Annotated in this window: 19 protein-coding genes; 10 read left to right on the top strand and 9 right to left on the bottom strand. The window is 46.6% G+C overall.

Features of this window, described 5'->3' with window-relative positions; translation table 11 throughout:
- The first annotated feature begins 41 nt into the window (after positions 1 to 41).
- Genes NWE95_10740 through NWE95_10730 form a run of 3 tightly spaced genes read left to right on the top strand, consistent with a single transcriptional unit; the run spans position 42 to position 2915 of the window.
- Positions 42 to 725: a glycosyltransferase family 2 protein gene (locus NWE95_10740; GenBank protein MCW4004376.1), complete on the top strand. Its 684-nt coding sequence runs from the start codon at positions 42 to 44 to the stop codon at positions 723 to 725.
- 4 nt (positions 726 to 729) lie between these two features.
- The gene (locus tag NWE95_10735) at positions 730 to 1719 is read left to right on the top strand and encodes a glycosyltransferase (GenBank protein MCW4004375.1); all 990 of its coding nucleotides are present in this window, start codon (positions 730 to 732) and stop codon (positions 1717 to 1719) included.
- The gene (locus NWE95_10730; GenBank protein MCW4004374.1) at positions 1719 to 2915 is read left to right on the top strand and encodes a glycosyltransferase family 4 protein; all 1197 of its coding nucleotides are present in this window, start codon (positions 1719 to 1721) and stop codon (positions 2913 to 2915) included. Before NWE95_10735 ends, NWE95_10730 begins: the two co-directional genes overlap by 1 nt.
- Here the strand turns inward: NWE95_10730 and NWE95_10725 are convergent.
- Positions 2912 to 3874: a DUF362 domain-containing protein gene (locus tag NWE95_10725; GenBank protein ID MCW4004373.1), complete on the bottom strand. Its 963-nt coding sequence runs from the start codon at positions 3872 to 3874 to the stop codon at positions 2912 to 2914. The genes NWE95_10730 and NWE95_10725 overlap by 4 nt on opposite strands.
- Positions 3867 to 5294: a radical SAM protein gene (locus tag NWE95_10720; GenBank protein MCW4004372.1), complete on the bottom strand. Its 1428-nt coding sequence runs from the start codon at positions 5292 to 5294 to the stop codon at positions 3867 to 3869. The genes NWE95_10725 and NWE95_10720 overlap by 8 nt, the downstream gene beginning before the upstream one ends.
- 126 nt (positions 5295 to 5420) lie before the next feature.
- On the opposite strand from NWE95_10720, the gene NWE95_10715 reads away from it, so the two are divergent.
- Positions 5421 to 6452 carry a glycosyltransferase family 2 protein gene (locus tag NWE95_10715; protein MCW4004371.1) on the top strand — a complete coding sequence of 344 codons (1032 nt, stop codon included), beginning with the start codon at positions 5421 to 5423 and terminating at the stop codon, positions 6450 to 6452.
- A 248-nt stretch (positions 6453 to 6700) separates the two neighbouring features.
- On the opposite strand, the gene NWE95_10710 is transcribed toward NWE95_10715, so the two are convergent.
- Positions 6701 to 7924: an acyltransferase gene (locus NWE95_10710; protein MCW4004370.1), complete on the bottom strand. Its 1224-nt coding sequence runs from the start codon at positions 7922 to 7924 to the stop codon at positions 6701 to 6703.
- A 12-nt stretch (positions 7925 to 7936) separates the two neighbouring features.
- Positions 7937 to 8836, bottom strand: a complete 900-nt coding sequence (gene speB, locus NWE95_10705) for an agmatinase (GenBank protein ID MCW4004369.1) — start codon at positions 8834 to 8836, stop codon at positions 7937 to 7939.
- A gap of 121 nt (positions 8837 to 8957) precedes the next feature.
- Here speB and NWE95_10700 point away from each other — a divergent pair, with 121 nt between their 5' ends.
- Entirely contained in the window at positions 8958 to 9305 is a 348-nt protein-coding gene (locus NWE95_10700; protein MCW4004368.1) for a hypothetical protein, read from the top strand.
- Positions 9306 to 9307: 2 nt separating this feature from the next.
- On the opposite strand, the gene NWE95_10695 is transcribed toward NWE95_10700, so the two are convergent.
- A complete protein-coding gene (locus tag NWE95_10695) occupies positions 9308 to 10558 on the bottom strand; it encodes a molybdopterin-binding protein (GenBank protein MCW4004367.1) in 1251 nt (416 codons plus the stop codon).
- Entirely contained in the window at positions 10558 to 11796 is a 1239-nt protein-coding gene (locus NWE95_10690) for a molybdopterin molybdotransferase MoeA (protein MCW4004366.1), read from the bottom strand. The genes NWE95_10695 and NWE95_10690 overlap by 1 nt, the downstream gene beginning before the upstream one ends.
- A gap of 140 nt (positions 11797 to 11936) precedes the next feature.
- On the opposite strand from NWE95_10690, the gene NWE95_10685 reads away from it, so the two are divergent.
- Together NWE95_10685 and NWE95_10680 are read left to right on the top strand one after the other, a co-directional pair.
- Positions 11937 to 12191, top strand: a complete 255-nt coding sequence (locus NWE95_10685) for a hypothetical protein (protein ID MCW4004365.1) — start codon at positions 11937 to 11939, stop codon at positions 12189 to 12191.
- Positions 12188 to 12625: a PIN domain-containing protein gene (locus NWE95_10680; protein ID MCW4004364.1), complete on the top strand. Its 438-nt coding sequence runs from the start codon at positions 12188 to 12190 to the stop codon at positions 12623 to 12625. The genes NWE95_10685 and NWE95_10680 overlap by 4 nt, the downstream gene beginning before the upstream one ends.
- Before the next feature lie 56 nt (positions 12626 to 12681).
- On the opposite strand, the gene NWE95_10675 is transcribed toward NWE95_10680, so the two are convergent.
- The 3 genes from NWE95_10675 to NWE95_10665 are packed head-to-tail and all read right to left on the bottom strand — an operon-like array spanning position 12682 to position 13340.
- Positions 12682 to 12948 (bottom strand): type II toxin-antitoxin system RelE/ParE family toxin, encoded by a 267-nt coding sequence (locus tag NWE95_10675; protein ID MCW4004363.1) that lies wholly within the window; start codon positions 12946 to 12948, stop codon positions 12682 to 12684.
- Between the two features lie 3 nt (positions 12949 to 12951).
- On the bottom strand, positions 12952 to 13164 hold the full coding sequence (locus NWE95_10670) for a hypothetical protein (GenBank protein ID MCW4004362.1): 213 nt from the start codon (positions 13162 to 13164) through the stop codon (positions 12952 to 12954).
- A gap of 44 nt (positions 13165 to 13208) precedes the next feature.
- Positions 13209 to 13340 carry a hypothetical protein gene (locus NWE95_10665; GenBank protein ID MCW4004361.1) on the bottom strand — a complete coding sequence of 44 codons (132 nt, stop codon included), beginning with the start codon at positions 13338 to 13340 and terminating at the stop codon, positions 13209 to 13211.
- 1025 nt (positions 13341 to 14365) lie between these two features.
- On the opposite strand from NWE95_10665, the gene NWE95_10660 reads away from it, so the two are divergent.
- From NWE95_10660 to NWE95_10650, 3 genes are read left to right on the top strand one after another with little or no spacing between them, the layout of a single operon-like run.
- Complete coding sequence (locus tag NWE95_10660; GenBank protein MCW4004360.1) at positions 14366 to 14740, top strand: prefoldin subunit beta; 375 nt, start codon at positions 14366 to 14368, stop codon at positions 14738 to 14740.
- 16 nt (positions 14741 to 14756) lie between these two features.
- On the top strand, positions 14757 to 15044 hold the full coding sequence (locus NWE95_10655) for a DUF3194 domain-containing protein (GenBank protein ID MCW4004359.1): 288 nt from the start codon (positions 14757 to 14759) through the stop codon (positions 15042 to 15044).
- On the top strand, positions 15041 to 16036 hold the full coding sequence (locus NWE95_10650; protein ID MCW4004358.1) for a DHH family phosphoesterase: 996 nt from the start codon (positions 15041 to 15043) through the stop codon (positions 16034 to 16036). The genes NWE95_10655 and NWE95_10650 overlap by 4 nt, the downstream gene beginning before the upstream one ends.
- Positions 16037 to 16085 lie beyond the last annotated feature (49 nt).

Raw genomic sequence — 16085 nt, 5'->3', positions numbered from 1 at the left:
GGTCTTCCATGAAGCTTCATAAACAAATGAGCCACCAGCAAATGCTGCTTTCCATAATAATTCCTGTTTACAACGAGGAATTAACCATAGGCAACATAATTGACCGCGTAAAAGTCGCCGCGCAGCAGACAGGCTTGAACTTTGAAATAATTGTTATCGATGACTGCTCATACGACAACTCGCTCGAAGCAGCCAAAAAACGCGGCGCAAGAGTTTTTACTTTAACTCAGCATTTAGGCAAAGGTTATGCGCTCCGTGCTGGATTCGCCAAAGCCAAAGGCGACATTGTAGTCACCATCGACTCAGACGGCTCCCACCTCCCCGAAGAATTGCCTGAAATTTTAGCGCCTATTCTACATGGCGAGGCGGATTTAACTATCGGCTCCCGCTACCTCAATCACAAACATGTGGCGACGCGCAGAATCAACGCTTTCGGTGTCAAAATCTTCAACCGCCTAATCGAAGCGTTCACGGGCGTAGCCATCACTGATTCCCAGTCGGGCTACCGAGCTATGAAACGGGAAGTCATAGAAAAACAAAAACTGTACGCGCGAGAATACGAAATAGAATCAGAAATGCTTGTCAAAACCGTCAGAGCTGGTTTCCGCGTATCAGAGGTGCCGATTAGTTTTGAGCAGCGCACGTACGGGCACTCGGGCGTTGACCCAATGTGGGATGGCTCAAAAATTCTCTACTCAATTATGCTTGCACGTTTTAGGGGGTAGCAAAATGGCTGAGCAAGCACTGCCCAAGGTTTCAATCATCGTCGCCAGCTACAACAACCAAGAAACCATAGCGGAGTGCCTAAAATCCCTCCTATCGCAGGAATACCCTCAAGAAAACTTTGAAATCATTGTTATGGACGGCGAAAGCAAAGACAACACCGTCAAAATCGCAGAGCAATATCCAGTCAAAGTAATCTCGATTCGCCTAAACTGCCCCGCCGCATACAACTACGCCCTCAAAATTGCCCAGCATCCTATTCTGGGTTTCGTTGATTCTGACGCAAAAGTCGAGCCGCAGTGGCTCCGAAAACTCGTGCCCCATCTTGGCGAAGAGCAGGTGGCAGGGGTTAGCGGTACCATCGAGACATGGAACACTAGCAATCCGTGGGCAAGAGCCATCGGCTACGACATCAAAACCCGCTACCAGCGCATCGGCAAGTACACTGGACGCATAGCCACCATGAACCTGCTTTTGAAACGCTCGGTTATTGAGGAGGCAGGCGGATGGGACGAAAACTTGCCGAGCCAGTATGACACGGACTTGGGTTTTCGCCTAAGCGCCAAAGGCTACAAAATCGCTTACGAGCCCAGCGTGGTTTGCTATCATTTTAATCGTCCAACGCTTAAGGCGTACTATCGGCAGCAACTGCAGTACGGCAAGAACACGCTAAAACTCTACTTCAAACACGGGCGCTTAGCACGGGGCGATGAAATCACGGATGTGGGCATGAATATTCAGCCTGTACTGCTTTTGGCGGCTTTGGCGCTGTTTCTGTTGGGAATTGTTCCACTGTTTAGGTCACTCTGGGTTGGCTCAGGACTGGTTCTGCTGGCGATGCTTGTTTACTTCGTTTACTCAGCGGTCAAAATCTCTCTCAAGTTTCATGACTGGTCGGCTATGCGGCTTGTTGTGCTTTATTTTGTGCGGTCTGCAGCGTGGTTTGTCGGCGCAGTCATAACATCGGCTCGGTACCTAGCTGGGAGGAATAAGTGATGCCGCCTAAAGTCTGCTTTATCTCACCTGAGTATTGGCCTCTTACAGGCGGAACAGGCTCCTACGTGTACTACTTATCTAATGAGCTCCTCAAAAATGGCTACCGCATCTACGTTGTCACGGGTTCAAACAAAACCCAAGACGTCAAAGTCAACCCGCAGATAGATGTTTCTTTTTTGAAGATTCCAAAAATGCCCATAGTAAAATCTTTCATGCTTGCCGGTAGCAGTTACCGAAAACTCCAAAGCGTCCGCGACACCGCAAACGTGGACATAATGCATCCCCAACTGCCGCTGACTCCTAGCTTTGCAGTGCCATCAAACTTTGGAAAAACCCTTGTTTGCACGGTTCATTCAACGTGGAAGGGTGAAGCACAAGCCATCCGCGGCGAACCTTACCTGCGTTTGAATGCGAACGAGAAGTTCATGGTGAGTTTCAACGGGTTTTTGAGGTTTTTCGAAGAAGGCATGTTGTCTAGGGCAAGAAAAATCATTGCAGTTAGCCACTTTACAAAGTGGGAACTCACAAACTACTACAAGATACCTCAAAGCAAGATACGCGTCATCCACAACGGCGTAGACACTAACAAGTTCAAGCCAGCCCAAGATAAGCGCAAAATCAAAGCGGAATTAGGCTTTAACCCAGACGATATAGCAATCGTGTCAGTGGGCAGGCTCTATGCACGCAAAGGCTTGTTCACCCTAATCGAAAGCATGCCTGCCGTAATCAAACGCTTCCCAAAAGTCAAGTTCATCATTTCAGGCAAGGGGCAAAGCGACGAGATGCGCAGACTCGTCACCCACGCGGAAAAACTCGGCGTAAAAAACAACATCATCTTCACTGGCTACTACCCTGACAAGAAATTGCCCAAGCTCTACCAAGCCGCAGACGTTTTCGCCTTCTCTACTTTCTATGAGCATCATCCCTTCGCGGTGTTGGAGGCGCTGTCAACTGGCTTGCCTGTAGTCACAACCACTGTGGGAGGCATACCAGAAACAATCCAGAGCGGCAAAAACGGGCTCTTAGTTGAACCATTCAACTCCAAACAATTCTCAAACGCACTTTTGTATTTGCTTGAGCACCCAGCAGAGGCAGCAGAGATGGGCGTGCAGGCGCGGAAAACAATCTTGGAGCGGTTTGACTGGCGAATAGTCGTCAAAGACGCGATAGCAGTCTATAATGAAGTGTTAAGTTAACCGATTTGCGCGCTTTCGCCACGGTAAGCCACGGTCACCTTCTGGAAAAGCTTAACCACGTCCAGTGAGCAGAAGAGCAGTTTGGTTAGGTATTCATGCTGGTAAATCATCATTTGTGCTTTCACGGGTAAGTCGATTCTGGGTGGCTCAAATTTATGCGCTACTTGTGCTACTTGCAAACCGTTGATTTGGATGTCTTGCTCTTGCAAGCCTGTTTTTTTGGCGATGTACCCAAGATAAGTGTCCTTCCAATTTAGCATCATAACTTTGGCAGATACAATGTCGATGGCTAATGCGTCATTGCTGGTGAGCATCAGGTTCATTTTGACGGGTTTGCCTTTGGTTGGACCGTTGCCCTCAATGCCGATTCTGGCGTCCATGATGGTTAACTGCGGTTTAAACACGGTGTAGAGGCGATAGAAAACCTCTGGCAAGTACGGGTGCAAATAGATGCGCTTGTTGCTTGGGACGCAGCCGAAGAGGTTTTTGATGGCTCCGCTGTAGGCTGTGAACTCATGAGTTTTCATAAGCGGCAAATCAACAACCGCGTCCGCGTCAAGGACGGTTTTGGGCAGAAACAGCCGTTTGAGGGGTGTGTTGGTTTGGAATTTTACTTCGACGACTTTGTCTTCGGAGAGGTTGATGACTTCTCCGCCTGCTTCGTTGACTGCGGTTTGCACGCCTGTTTTGTCAAAGGCTGTCCAGCATGGGTAGTTGAATCCGTTGGATTCGCCCACTATGACTTTGCTGTTGCCGTCTCGAAGCAAACCCACCAAGTCCCGCATCAATTCTGGGCAGGTCACGACCCCAGGCAAGTATTCTGGGTGGCTCAAGTTGGGTTTGATGAAAATCTTGCGTTTGCCCTGCAAACCTGCGTTAGCAACGGCTTCTTTTAGAATATCGCTTATGTCCTCTTTTGCTCGAAAAATTTTAACGGTTTTCTGCTTGGCGTCAGGCACTTTTGGCACCTTTCACTCCCATTATGCAGCCTGGGTCACCGTTAAGCATGTCGCCGTTATGGTATGCTGCTGAACGCGCTCGGCAACCGCCACAGATGAACTTGTAATCGCATCTTCCGCATGAGCCTTTGAGGTTTGCTCTGTTTCGGAAAGCGTTAAAGAGCGGAGCGTTCAGCCATACATCTTGGAACTTCTCGGTTTTTAGGTTGCCCACTTTCACGGGCAGAAACACGCACGGGTGCACGTCGCCTTGTGGTGAAAGGGAACAGTAGAGTCTGCCTGCTCCGCATCCCCCGATGAAATCTGCCAGCGGCACAGCCTTTTTGGTGACTTTGACGGTTTGCATGTGCGCCATAGACATCACTACTTCGCCTGTTCCGCTTGGACCTTGACATTGCTGTGCCACACGAGCAAGTTGGGGCGCCGTGGTTAGGATGGTGGTTTTGCAACCTGCTGACATGCGGTTGAGCAAGTAGCGCATGATTTTTTCGCGTTCTTCAGCGGAGAGGTCTTGGTCGTAGTGTGCTTTGCCGCGCCCAGTCGGGATAAAGTTGAAGTAGGTGAAGCGTTCCGCCTGCATTTGTTCTGCTAAATCGATGATGGCAGGCAACTCTTCCATGTTATTCTTGCCGACGGTTGTGGCTATGCAGACGCATAAATCGGCTTCTACACAGTTTTTTAGTCCTGCTACTGCTTTATCGAATGCACCTTCTACTCCTCGGAACTCGTCGTGAGTTTTTGCTGAGGCTCCGTCGATGCTGATGTCTAGATAGTTAACTTTGGCTTGCTTGAGATTTCGCACGTTTTCCTTGGTTAACAGGGTGCCATTTGTTGCAACCGACACGTAGAGTCCGCGGTCAGCGGCGTGCCTTGCAATTTGGAAAAAGTCTTTTCTTGTGAGGGGTTCGCCGCCTGAAAATGCTAATGCGGTAACACCTGCGTCAGCTAATTGGTCAACAACTGCCAACGCTTGTTGCGTCGTTAATTCTTCTTCTTGAACTGCACCGCTGTTGGAGTAGCAGTGTTTGCATTGAAGGTTGCATTTGTGAGTGAAATCCCAAACCACCAAAAACGGCGCGCAAAGCGACATGGGTTTTTTTATGCCAAAATAAGCAAATGAACGAACCAGATTCAAAACAGCCCTTCGCGCATAGCGGTCAGTTAAGAGTTTCTCAACTTTAGCTCGCTTAAAGCCGAGACCTCTGCGCAAAAATTCAACCCAGAAACCAATAATCTGAGAATAGAGTCCGCTACACTTGTCGCATTTTCGGTCAGTTTTGCCTGCGTAGTCGTCTAGTGCCGCTTCCAGAACAGTTCTGCCGCATGCACCGCATTTTTTGAGGGACAGCTGGAGCATTTTCTTAGTCATGGGCATTGTGACTACGGCGTTCCAGAAAGTGTCGTGGCTAATGATACTCATGCAGGTTTTTCTCCAAGCGGTCTTAATACTTTATTGAACGTTTGGACATGTTAAAGATTTCTCCACGACTGGCCCAGATTTGGCAACTTAATGCTTTTATAATTCTAAAAAGATATAGCCAGAAGCATGCTTCCACCCAACCAGCAAGATCTGCCTCTGATAACAGTCGGTATTATTGTTCTAAACAGAGAATGGATAATTAAGCGGATGCTACAGGCGCTGCAAAGCCAAACCTATCCACATGACAGGTTATTTGTGGTCGTGGTTGATGGAAAGAGCAAAGACCAAACGGCAGAAATAGCCAGAGAATTACTATCCGAATCTGACTTTAACGGCTACCAAGTAATCGTAAAAGACACGAACATACCTGAAGCAAGAAATCTATGCATCCAGAACATGAAAGGCGACTATTTACTCTTCTGGGATAGCGATGTCATCATGGAACCAACCGCAGTAACCCGCACATTAGAGATTCTAAAAAAAGAGAACGTCGACATCGTCTATTCATTTGTTAAAGAAGTCACAGTCTCCTCAGCGGAGGAAGTCAATACCAAATGGCAAGAATGGAAAAATAATCTACATCAAGACAAATCTAAGATGCCGCAAGCGGGCGTATTAGGCAACACTTTAATCTCAAAGAAAGTGCTGTCATACGTGGCGTTTGACCCTGACTACACTTTCTATGAGGACAGAGACTTTTCCGCAAAAGCAAACAAGCTGGGCTTCAAAATTCTTGAAACCCGAAACATTATCGGCTTCGACGTTAACACAAACAGACCACAAAGCGACATCTATGCCTTCGACATGCCCCTCAAAAAAGCGTTGCGAGGCATCAGAAAAAAAGCGCTCGTCCAAGCCCAGGAAATCAGTGGCGACTACTCATCTGTTGGAAAGTTTTTGCTAACAAACAAGCGATATATTTTCTATGTTGGTTATATGCCAGCAATATTTTTAACAGTTATCGGTGTTTTCATCCTAAACCTTTGGGTAAGCTTGATTTTCCCAGCGTACTTTCTATTCTACGCAGTCATTCAATTTAGAAAAAGGGGCTTTATGCAAGGGTTTAATGCGGCAGCGAGGAGCATCATCGTGGGAGTCCCAACGACCTATGCACTACTATACTACTGCTTGAAACTTTACTTGAAAAACAAGCTTTAACAGCATAGATGTTTGTTTGGATAAACCAAAACCTCTGAAAAAATCCATGCTGCAAACTTCAAGCTGTCCGCAAACTTGTTCAGGGTTATCACCGCATTCCAGAATGTGTCGTGCCTAAAGATGTTCGTTTATGGCTTTCTCCAAGCGGTCTTGATGGTTAATTGGATGCGTGAGAGTGTCAAATATGTCTCTAAGAGGACAAGGATTGCCAACTATCCTGCCTGCACTATGATTATCTGGATTCAGTTTTAGCACTCGGATATATTTAGCCATCTTTTGATTGTTCTTGCAACTGCCTTGTGCTTTTGCTCTGTGAAACGTGCCAAACAGAAGGCAGTAACGTTTGTAATGAGCAGTATGGGGATTAACATTAAGAATCGGTTAAAAGGCAGGTGTAACCCTGCGAGAAAAATGATTATCGGATAGTGTGTTAGGAAAAGCGTGTAGGAGAAACTTGCTCCTGTTGCTGACCACTTGGCAATGCGGCTACTTGCCAACAGATTTAGGGTTTTCTTAAAGCCGCCAGCGTTAAAGAGGAGAACACCAAGAAACACGCTCATTGATAGTGCTACTCCCAATGAAAGGTCATAGAACTGGTTTGTCCAAGCAAACGCTACATATGCCGCCAAAAAAGCGCTTATCAGAGACAAACCAAAAAGCACTCCTAACGCTCTGATGACGAGAGGATTCGATAGTTTTGTCCGTACTGTTTTACTACTGATTGCAAGCATCATGACAACTCCCACAAACCAGACGATTATCAAACTGCTGCTCTGCTCAAACATTCCCACGAGAGGCAAGCTCAACAAAGCCGCAACAACCAAAAAAGTAGCCTTGTAACCATTGCCTCTTTTTCGCTTTCCAGCCAACGCAAGCGAACCGATAACAACCCAGCCAAATATCATATAAATCCACCATTCAACAACCAGAGTCCAGAGGATGCCGTTGAAACCAAAAGCTGTAACATCAGGGATAGCTGGTGAAAAACCAATGGGAGAGAGGAGCGAGTTGAAAAAATCCGATGGAAATCTTTGCTCCAACATTCCAAGTGTCATGGCAAAGTTTAATGGTGAAGGCATCGACTGCATAGTGCACAACTCCATAAAGTAACCGTAATTCGTGACGTACATCATCACAGCCAAGACAGCTGCAAACAGCAGAGCAGGCACCAAACCAGAATAAATTCTGCTAAACCTGTCAACAAAAAAATGCCTAAACCGATACTCACTATTGCCTAACTTGTTAAACAAGGAATAGGAAACCAACAAGCCTGAGAGAACAAAAAACAAAAGCACAGCCACTCCGCCCATCGTGCTTCCCAAGCGAAACAGTGCATCCCAAGGAACTGGTTGATACCGTGTTAGGAAATGGCATAAAACAACAAGCTCACAGGCAGTCACGCGAACAATATTGAGAAATACGGATGATTCTTGCGACAGGGGCTTGCTGTTGAAATTCAATGCTTTCGCCATATGAGCACAAATTTATTTTTTGCGCGATTTTTCCAGCTGGCACAGCATCTCAAAAACTACTTTTGCTGCAACCACCGCTGAAACCCCTTGGTCATAGACTGGCACAATCTCAAGAACATCAAAGCCGATTACTCGTTTATCGCATAATGCGCAGGCAATATCTAAGAGCGCTGTGGGGCTGATTCCTTCAGGTTCCGGGTTCTGCACTGCTGGCGCAAAGGCGGGGTCAAGCACGTCCATATCTACTGTCAAGTAAACGTTTTCGTACGGCTCTAGTATCCTTTTCACTTCTTCAATAATTGGCTCAGTGCCTTGCTTGATGATTTGTTGGGAAGTGAAAAAGTCCACGCCCGTCTTCTTAGCGTAAGATAACTCTTCTTTGCACACTGAGCGAGTTCCAACTTCAACTATTTTTGCAGGTTTCACAGTTTTACTAATCAACTGCATGAACGTGGTATGAGATAAAGTTAAACCCATGAACTCAGAGCGTAAATCCAAATGTGCATCAAAACTCACAATCGCTGTTTTGGAGGCTTTGGCGCCTAAACCTTTAGCAATCCCAAGCGTAACCGTGTGTTCCCCAGCCAACGCCACAGGCATCTTGCCAGCAGCCAAAATGTCCTCAACCACAAGCTTAGTCATGTCAACAGTTTTCTGGGCATCAGTAGAAACATGCAAATCACCCGCATCGTACAACGCTAAATCCTCAACATCTATGCCGCTACGGAAACTGTAGGTTTCAATGTTTAAGGATGCTTGACGAATAGCGTTTGGACCAAACCTTGCGCCGACACGGTAAGTGCTAGTGGCATCAAACGGCACACCGAATATGACATACTTTGCTTTTTCAAAAGGCGCTTGGAAACCACTAAAAACGTTCGTTTGCGAAGTGAACAATTCAAGGTTGCTCATTGCAGATTTTCAATCCTCTTATGAGGTATTCAGTTGGGTTGCTCTAAACTCTTTCGCTAAAGCCAAAGGCAGTATATTTATTAATTGAACCCTCAAAGCATAAAGTAAAGGCGAAGCAAAAGTGTCCATAGCAACCAAACTGCAAAGATTCAACCGCATAGAGTTAGCCTCAATAGCCTTCTATGCTATCACAGGAATTCTCCTGCTGGCTTCTCTACCCCTGACAGGTTTCCCACCACACATAGGCGCAATAGGCATCATCAGCCTAATCGCCGCCTACAGCATGTTCACCAAGAGGGGTTGGGCACCATGTTTAATCGCCATTCTATTCTTCACAGCCTCAGCGTTTGCCCTCTTCACGCTCTACTCTGTAGGTTTCAGCAACGCACTTGTAGCGTTAAGCATGATTGCCTATGTCGCGCTCACATGGCTATTTACGATATACCTCCTGCTCAAGAGAAGAGTCTGACCTTACGGTTTTGCGGCGGAACCGCGAAAGAGGACAACCTCAACCTCTTGGTCCGCATCCACAAACTGCTCGTTCTCGCCGATTTCAACAAACCCGTCAGCGCCAGCTAGCGTGGTAATTGCGCCGGAAGCACCTGACTCCACAGGTGAAGCAATCAAACGGCAGTCTCTATCAAACTCTAACCGCACCATAACAAAGGTTCGTCTGCCCTTTGCGCTAAACATTCTGGAGCCCGCGAACGCCCGAACAGTTTTCATGTTGCTCACTGGTCTGCCTGCTAAACGCTGAATCAAAGGTCTAGCGAACAGAATAAAAATCAGCAATGCTGACGCTGGATGCCCTGGCAAGGCAAACACGGGTTTTTCGCCTGCAAACGCAACCGTCGTGGGTTTGCCGGGTTTCACTGCGATTCCGTAGACGACAAGTCCAGGCTTGCCCAGTGAATCAACAATTTGTGGTGTGTAGTCGCGTGGGCCAACGGAGACGCCGCCTGAGGTTATGACCATGTCTGCGGAGGCCAAAGCCGTCTGCAGTGCCTTTGTCAGTGCCTCTTTGTCGTCTGGGATTACGCCGAAGTAGACGGGTTTTCCGCCGCTTTCAATTACGGCTGCGCTTATGCTGTAGGCGTTGATGTCGTAGATTTTTCCCGCTGGCAATTCTTTGCCTGGCTCGGTGACTTCTCCGCCTGTGGACAGAACTGCAACCATTGGGATTTTTAGGACTTTGACTTTTGTTTTGCCTAAAGCGGCTAGGATGCCTATTTCGCTGGCGCCTAGAACTTGCCCTTTGCGCAGCACGGTTTGTCCTTTTTTTATGTCTGAGCCTTTTTTCATGACGTTCTCGTTTGCCGTGACGGCGCCGTAAACGTTTAGTTGGTCGTCTTCGCGTTCGGTGTCTTCTACCATGACTACTGCGTCTGCGCCTTGGGGAATCACTGCGCCCGTGACGATTTCCACTGTTTCGCCTTTGCCGACTTTAACGGTGGGTTCCTCGCCGATGTTCACTACTCCAGTGACTTTGAGTGTTGCGGGTTCGTTTTCGTCTGCTCCGTAGGTGTCTTGGGCTCTTACTGCGTAGCCGTCAACTGTTGAGCGGTTAAACGGCGGAATATCAAGGGTAGAAACTATGTCTTCGTTTAGGACGCGGTTGTATGCTTCGATGAGGACGGTTTCTTCTTCGCCTAAAAATGCGGGTGCGAAGTGTTTTTCGATGGTTTGTTTTGCTTCTTCGTATGTCATGAGTTTTCTAAACATTATGCAGCCTCCAAGTTGCCGAACATGTGGATGATTACGGTTTCGCCTGCGCTTACGCCTTCACGGTTCTCTGGGACGATGAGGTAGCCGTTGCTTGTTGTCATGGTGGATATGGCTCCTGAACCCTTCGCACTCACAGGCTCAGCGACCAACTCGCCATCCTTCAGCGCAACATGGACGCGCACGTAAGTTTTTCTTCCCAAGGCGCTTGCAACTCTTCTTGCCATTTTTGCCTTAACGATTGGTCGTGGTTCTTCTTTAGGCATCCCCAGCATCCTGCAAATTAGCGGTCTGCCGAACACTTCAAACCCGATAACAGAAGCCACTGGGTTGCCTGACAATATCAACACTGGTTTTCCTTCCAAAACAGCCAGTGCCGTGGGCATTGCTGGTCGAAGCGCCATGCCGTGTGCGATTACGCCTGGTTTGCCCAGTTTGTTGACTGCGTCTGGCACTAGGTCTAATCCGCCGACGCTGGTTCCGCCTGTTGTGATGATGGCGTCGCTGGTTTTTAGTGCTTGTTGGATTTTTTGGGCGATTTCGTCAGTGTTGTCTTTGGCGATGCCTAGGTCGGTTGTTTGTGCGCCGAGTTCTTGGCACATGGCAACGAGCATGGGTTTGTTTGAGTCGTAAATTTGGTTTGGTGCACGTTTGGTTCCTGTTTCGGCGATTTCGTTTCCTGTTGCGAGTATGGCGATTTTTGGTTTCTCAGCTACTGGGAGTTGGGTGTAGCCTAAAGCTGCGGCTAAGCCAATGTGGTATGGGTTTAGTCGTGTGCCTGCTTTGATGGCGGTTTCGCCTTTTTTGATGTCTTCGCCGTGTTTGGAAACGTTGTCTTGTGGCGCAAGTTGTGTGGTAACTTTGAGTTCGCCGTTTTTTTGGGTGGTTTTTTCCAGCATGACTACGGCGTCTGCGCCTTTCGGAATCGGGTTGCCTGTCCAAATCTGCTTAGCCTGTCCAGCCCCGACTTCTTCTGCGTCTGTAAGCTTGAGCACTGCAGGCTTGAACTGTGTGGCACCAACCAAATCAGCAGACTTCACCGCGTACCCATCCATTGCAGACTTGTCAAATCTGGGCAAATCTTCTTGGGCAATTAGGTCTTGGGCTAAAACGCGTCCAAGTGCTTCTTGCAACGGCACAAGGGTGGTTTTGGGTTTGCCAAGTTGCAGTGCACCCAGCCAGTTTTGCAGGGCTTTGTCTGTTAGTGTTAATTTTTGGAATCCTTTGAGTTTGACCAAACGGGGCTCACACAGATAGCATGACGATTTAACGTAAAAAACATATCGAACCAAACCTGCCCGGTTCTTCTTTCGGGGTGTTGGCTGGGGTTTGGGAAGTTTTAAATCTATCCGTTTCCCACTATAGGTGTGGGATAAATGTGGAGTTAGTTGAGCAGGTCAATGTAAAAGTAGATTCCAAAGGCAGAATCTGCATACCAGCAGAAATCCGAGAAGAAATAGGTGACATTGCAACCATAAAAAGAACCCCTGAAGGCTTTTTGCTGTTGCCTGGCAAAAAAGAAGACCCCGTTGAAGAACTGCGTAAAGTCATAAAATCCAAGCATAAGCGAACAGGAAAACCAGAGCATTGGACACCTGAGCAGATGAAGTCCATTTGGAAGGGCGAAGAATGATTGTTGGCTTAGACACCAACATCATCTGCTATGCCTTGGATGAGGATTATCCCGAGAACAAACTGCTAAATGATTTACTGCTCAACCTATCCCCAGACAATAAGGCAGCAATAAACCCAACCGTTATCCACGAAGCCTATCACGTTTTGGTTTTTGCTGAAAAATGGCATCGGGAAGAGGCGGCACACGCAATAAAACTGCTACTAAGAAACCCTTACATTGAGTTCTATAATCAAACAAGAAAGACCAGCACAATAGCCCTTGATTTATCCATCCAGTATAACCTCGGCGGAAGAGACGCCCTCATAATCGCCAACTGCTTATCAAACAAAACCCCAACCCTCTACACCCACGACAAAACACTCCTAAAACACCAAAAAATAACCTACAAAAACACAACCCTAACAATAAAAGACCCACTAAATAAAACGTAACCTTCTGTTGCGGTTCAGCCGGCTTAGAGAATTCTTTCTGTTTAACTCACAGTTAGCTACTTGTATGCTTTTTCGCGTGTAGAGATTGAGTAAACGATTATTGTTCGGTCTGCAGAAAGCTCAAAACGTATTCTGACAAGTTTCCCAATTCTGATTCGGTAGTGGTACCTGTAGCCCTGCAGTTTCTTGATGTCTAATTTGTTTGACAATCCCTCAGTCTCTAGGGTATTGAGCGCTGTGAGGATGCGTGTTTGCTGGTCTTTTGGTATCTTTTTGAATTGTTTTTTAGCTTTGCTTTCAATGAAAACGTTGTATCTGGGCAAAGTTTAGTTCCCTTTGGTTAATTCACTCAAAGGTTCAAGGGACAACTTTTTGTTTCGCTTTGCCGCTTCGTATTCCTCTATAGCTGCAATGTCGTCTTTAGTGGGTTTTTCATAACCGATTAGTCTTTCTTCGACTAATTCATTTAGCCCTTGCACTTTCCTGTTTAATTCTAAAAGTAGACTCCGAATTTCTTTAAGCTCAGCTTCAGAGGTCATAGTAGTCACTTCCACTATTCTTTTCACGTATATTTAACAATTATTCAAAGCCCCTCAAAAAATCTTGTACAGCACAATTTGCCAGAGACGCCCTCTTCTGCTGAGACTTCAGCTGAATCTGAAGTATTCCAGCCAAGAGCCTCAAACAGTGGAAGGATAAAGTCCTTCTTTGTCATTTCTTCATTATACTTTGCAATCCTTCCATTTTTGATTTTCTTGGTATTTATTCACTAAAGCGGATACTTGCTCTAATGCTAACTTGCGATCCATGTCAAAGCCATACGAAGTGTTGAAAGATAAAACTTTGCCTCTAAACCGTATAAGGGCGAAGGTTGTACGCAATTTTGCGTAGCTCACCAACCTATTTGGCGTCTATTAGTATCCTATTTGGATGCTATTAGGAATTCTATGCAGAAACTATAGAGGGGTAGGTGAAATCTGCGCCCTGCACCGTTATGGAGCAAGCATATTTGGAGCCTATTAGAGGTTCTATGTACAAACCTATAGAGGGGTAGGTGCTATTGGCGGTTTTTTAAGCCATTAGCATGTTGACTTTTTACTGCGACCGTACGCTACTACGACCATTACGGCATATTGCCCCGCGTGGATGGTCGTGGTGAAATTCTCCAAGGCAGCCCCAGTTGGCTCTTTGATGGTCGTAGTAAAACCGTCCAAATTGCTTTTTATAGGGGGAGGGGGGCTCGCGGCAGAGCAAAGCCTGTTTACTACGTACATTGCAAGGGCTCCAGGCTTTGTTTACTACGTACAAGGGAGGGCTGTTGGAATGTACGTGGTAAATTTTTGGTCGCAACCGTCATGTACGTAGTAAACGCCAAACCCAACACTGTTATCGTAGCGGTTGAAAGCTCCTTTCAATAATCAGCCATTTTTAATCGTTATTTTAAGTCGCAAAATTGTTTATAGGACGCGTTCAGGCTTGGTTTAGCTGACGGGCGAAAGAAAAAACCCTATGGGCCATGCTAGCGCCCAAAACACATTGTCCTAACCAATTGCTGTTCTTGCGATTTCTTCGGCGGTCTTTTGCATCCACACTCACACCAAGAAAAAAACCCCTTTAAATAGGGGGATAGGGTCAACCGCAAAGCAACAAACCACCACACAAACAACAACCACAGAAAAAAAGAGTCGGAAATACTTAATTAAGAGCTCCCCGTAATGCTGGATACGGAAGGATAAAGATTTGAGCGACGAACTTTCAAAATTACCACCTAACGTCCAAGAAAGACTCCTAAGACTCCAACAACTCCAACAAACCCTACAAACAATCATCGCACAAAAACAACAAGTCGAAATGGAAAAAACCGAAGTAGAACAAACACTAGCGGAGTTACAAAAAACAGCCGACAACGCAACCATCTACAAAGCAGTCGGCTCACTACTAGTAAAAGCAGAAAAACCAAAAGTAAACCAAGACCTAATCGACCGCAAAGAACTCCTAGAAACAAGAAGCACCGTTTTAGCAAGACAAGAAGAACGCGTACGCAGCCAAGTCAAAGAAGCCCAAACCAAACTACAAGAAGACCTAAGCCCAGTCGCAGGTCAACCCTCCTCCTAAAAAAGGCGAACGCTTGATGGTAGAACTGGACATCCCAGAACTAACCACCGAGCAAATCGAAACTTTATGCCAAACAGCAGAAAACGCAGCCAGAAAACACATCCTCTCCAAAGTCCCAAACAAAAACATCGAACGCCTAGACATCAGCGTAGAAGCAAACGGAACAAAACCAATCAACATAACAGTCGAAATCAACCTTGAACTATCACCACAAACAAAAAACATAAACCCACAAACCTTAGTCAAACAAGCCACAAACGAAGCCCACAAGGCAATTGAAAACTTTTTGAGAAAACTAAAATGAGCTTCACAGAACTAATCACACTCCTAAAAGAACAAAAAGCCAACTTTATACTCTTACTATGCCACCGAAGCGCAGACGCCGACGCCATCTGCTCAGCATACGGCTTACAGGGACTACTAAAACGATTTTTACCCCACGTCATCACCGAAATCGGATGCCCACAAGGAATCAACAAACCATCTAAACAACTCCTAGAACAAATGCCCATAACCGTAAACCTCAAACCAAACATCGAATCCGCCGACACCATAATACTCCTAGACATGAACACCATCGAACAACTAGACGAAGTCGCCGACACCATAAAAAACTCACCCTCACCAAAAATAATCATCGACCACCACGCCCCAAGCGCCGAAACCACACAAATCTGCAAACTCTGCATAATAAACGAAACAGCAGCAGCCAACTGCGAACTAATCTACCACCTCTTCAGCCAAGCACAAACCACACCAACCCTCAACGAAGCAAAAGCACTATTCATAGGCATAGCCTTCGACACAAGACACTTCGCCTTAGCCAACTCACCAACATTCGAAATCATAGCCAAACTAGTAGCACAAGGCATAGACGCACAACAAACACTAGCACAGTTCGCCCTGCCCATAGACCCCTCAGAACGCTTAGCCAAACTCAAAGCCTGCAAACGAGCCAAAATCATAAGAATCAACGGCTGGATAATCGCCCTCTCACACGTTAGCGCTTACCAAGCCCCATCAGCAAAAGCCCTCGTTGACTTAGGCGCACACATGGCAGCTGTCGCAGGCAAAAAAAACGGCAAAATCGAAGTGAGCCTACGTTCCATCCGCCAATTTCATGAACAAACAGGAGTACATCTGGGAACCGACATCGCCACACCGCTTGGCGAATATTTGCAGGGCATAGGCGGCGGGCACGCTATGGCGGCAGGCGTCAGCGGGAAAGGAAAAATCGACGATGCACTCAAACAATGTCTTTCTCTTTTAAAGCAGAAAATAACCAAAAATGCGTAGCTACGCTTAAATGAGCAAACTCTCACGTTAAGGTGAACAGGCACAAAAA

The sequence above is a fragment of the Candidatus Bathyarchaeota archaeon genome, assembly GCA_026014725.1.
In the GTDB taxonomy this organism is placed as follows: Archaea; Thermoproteota; Bathyarchaeia; order Bathyarchaeales; family Bathycorpusculaceae; genus Bathycorpusculum.
Note: the sequence above shows the minus strand (reverse complement) of the source record. Positions and strands in the feature narration are given on the sequence as shown.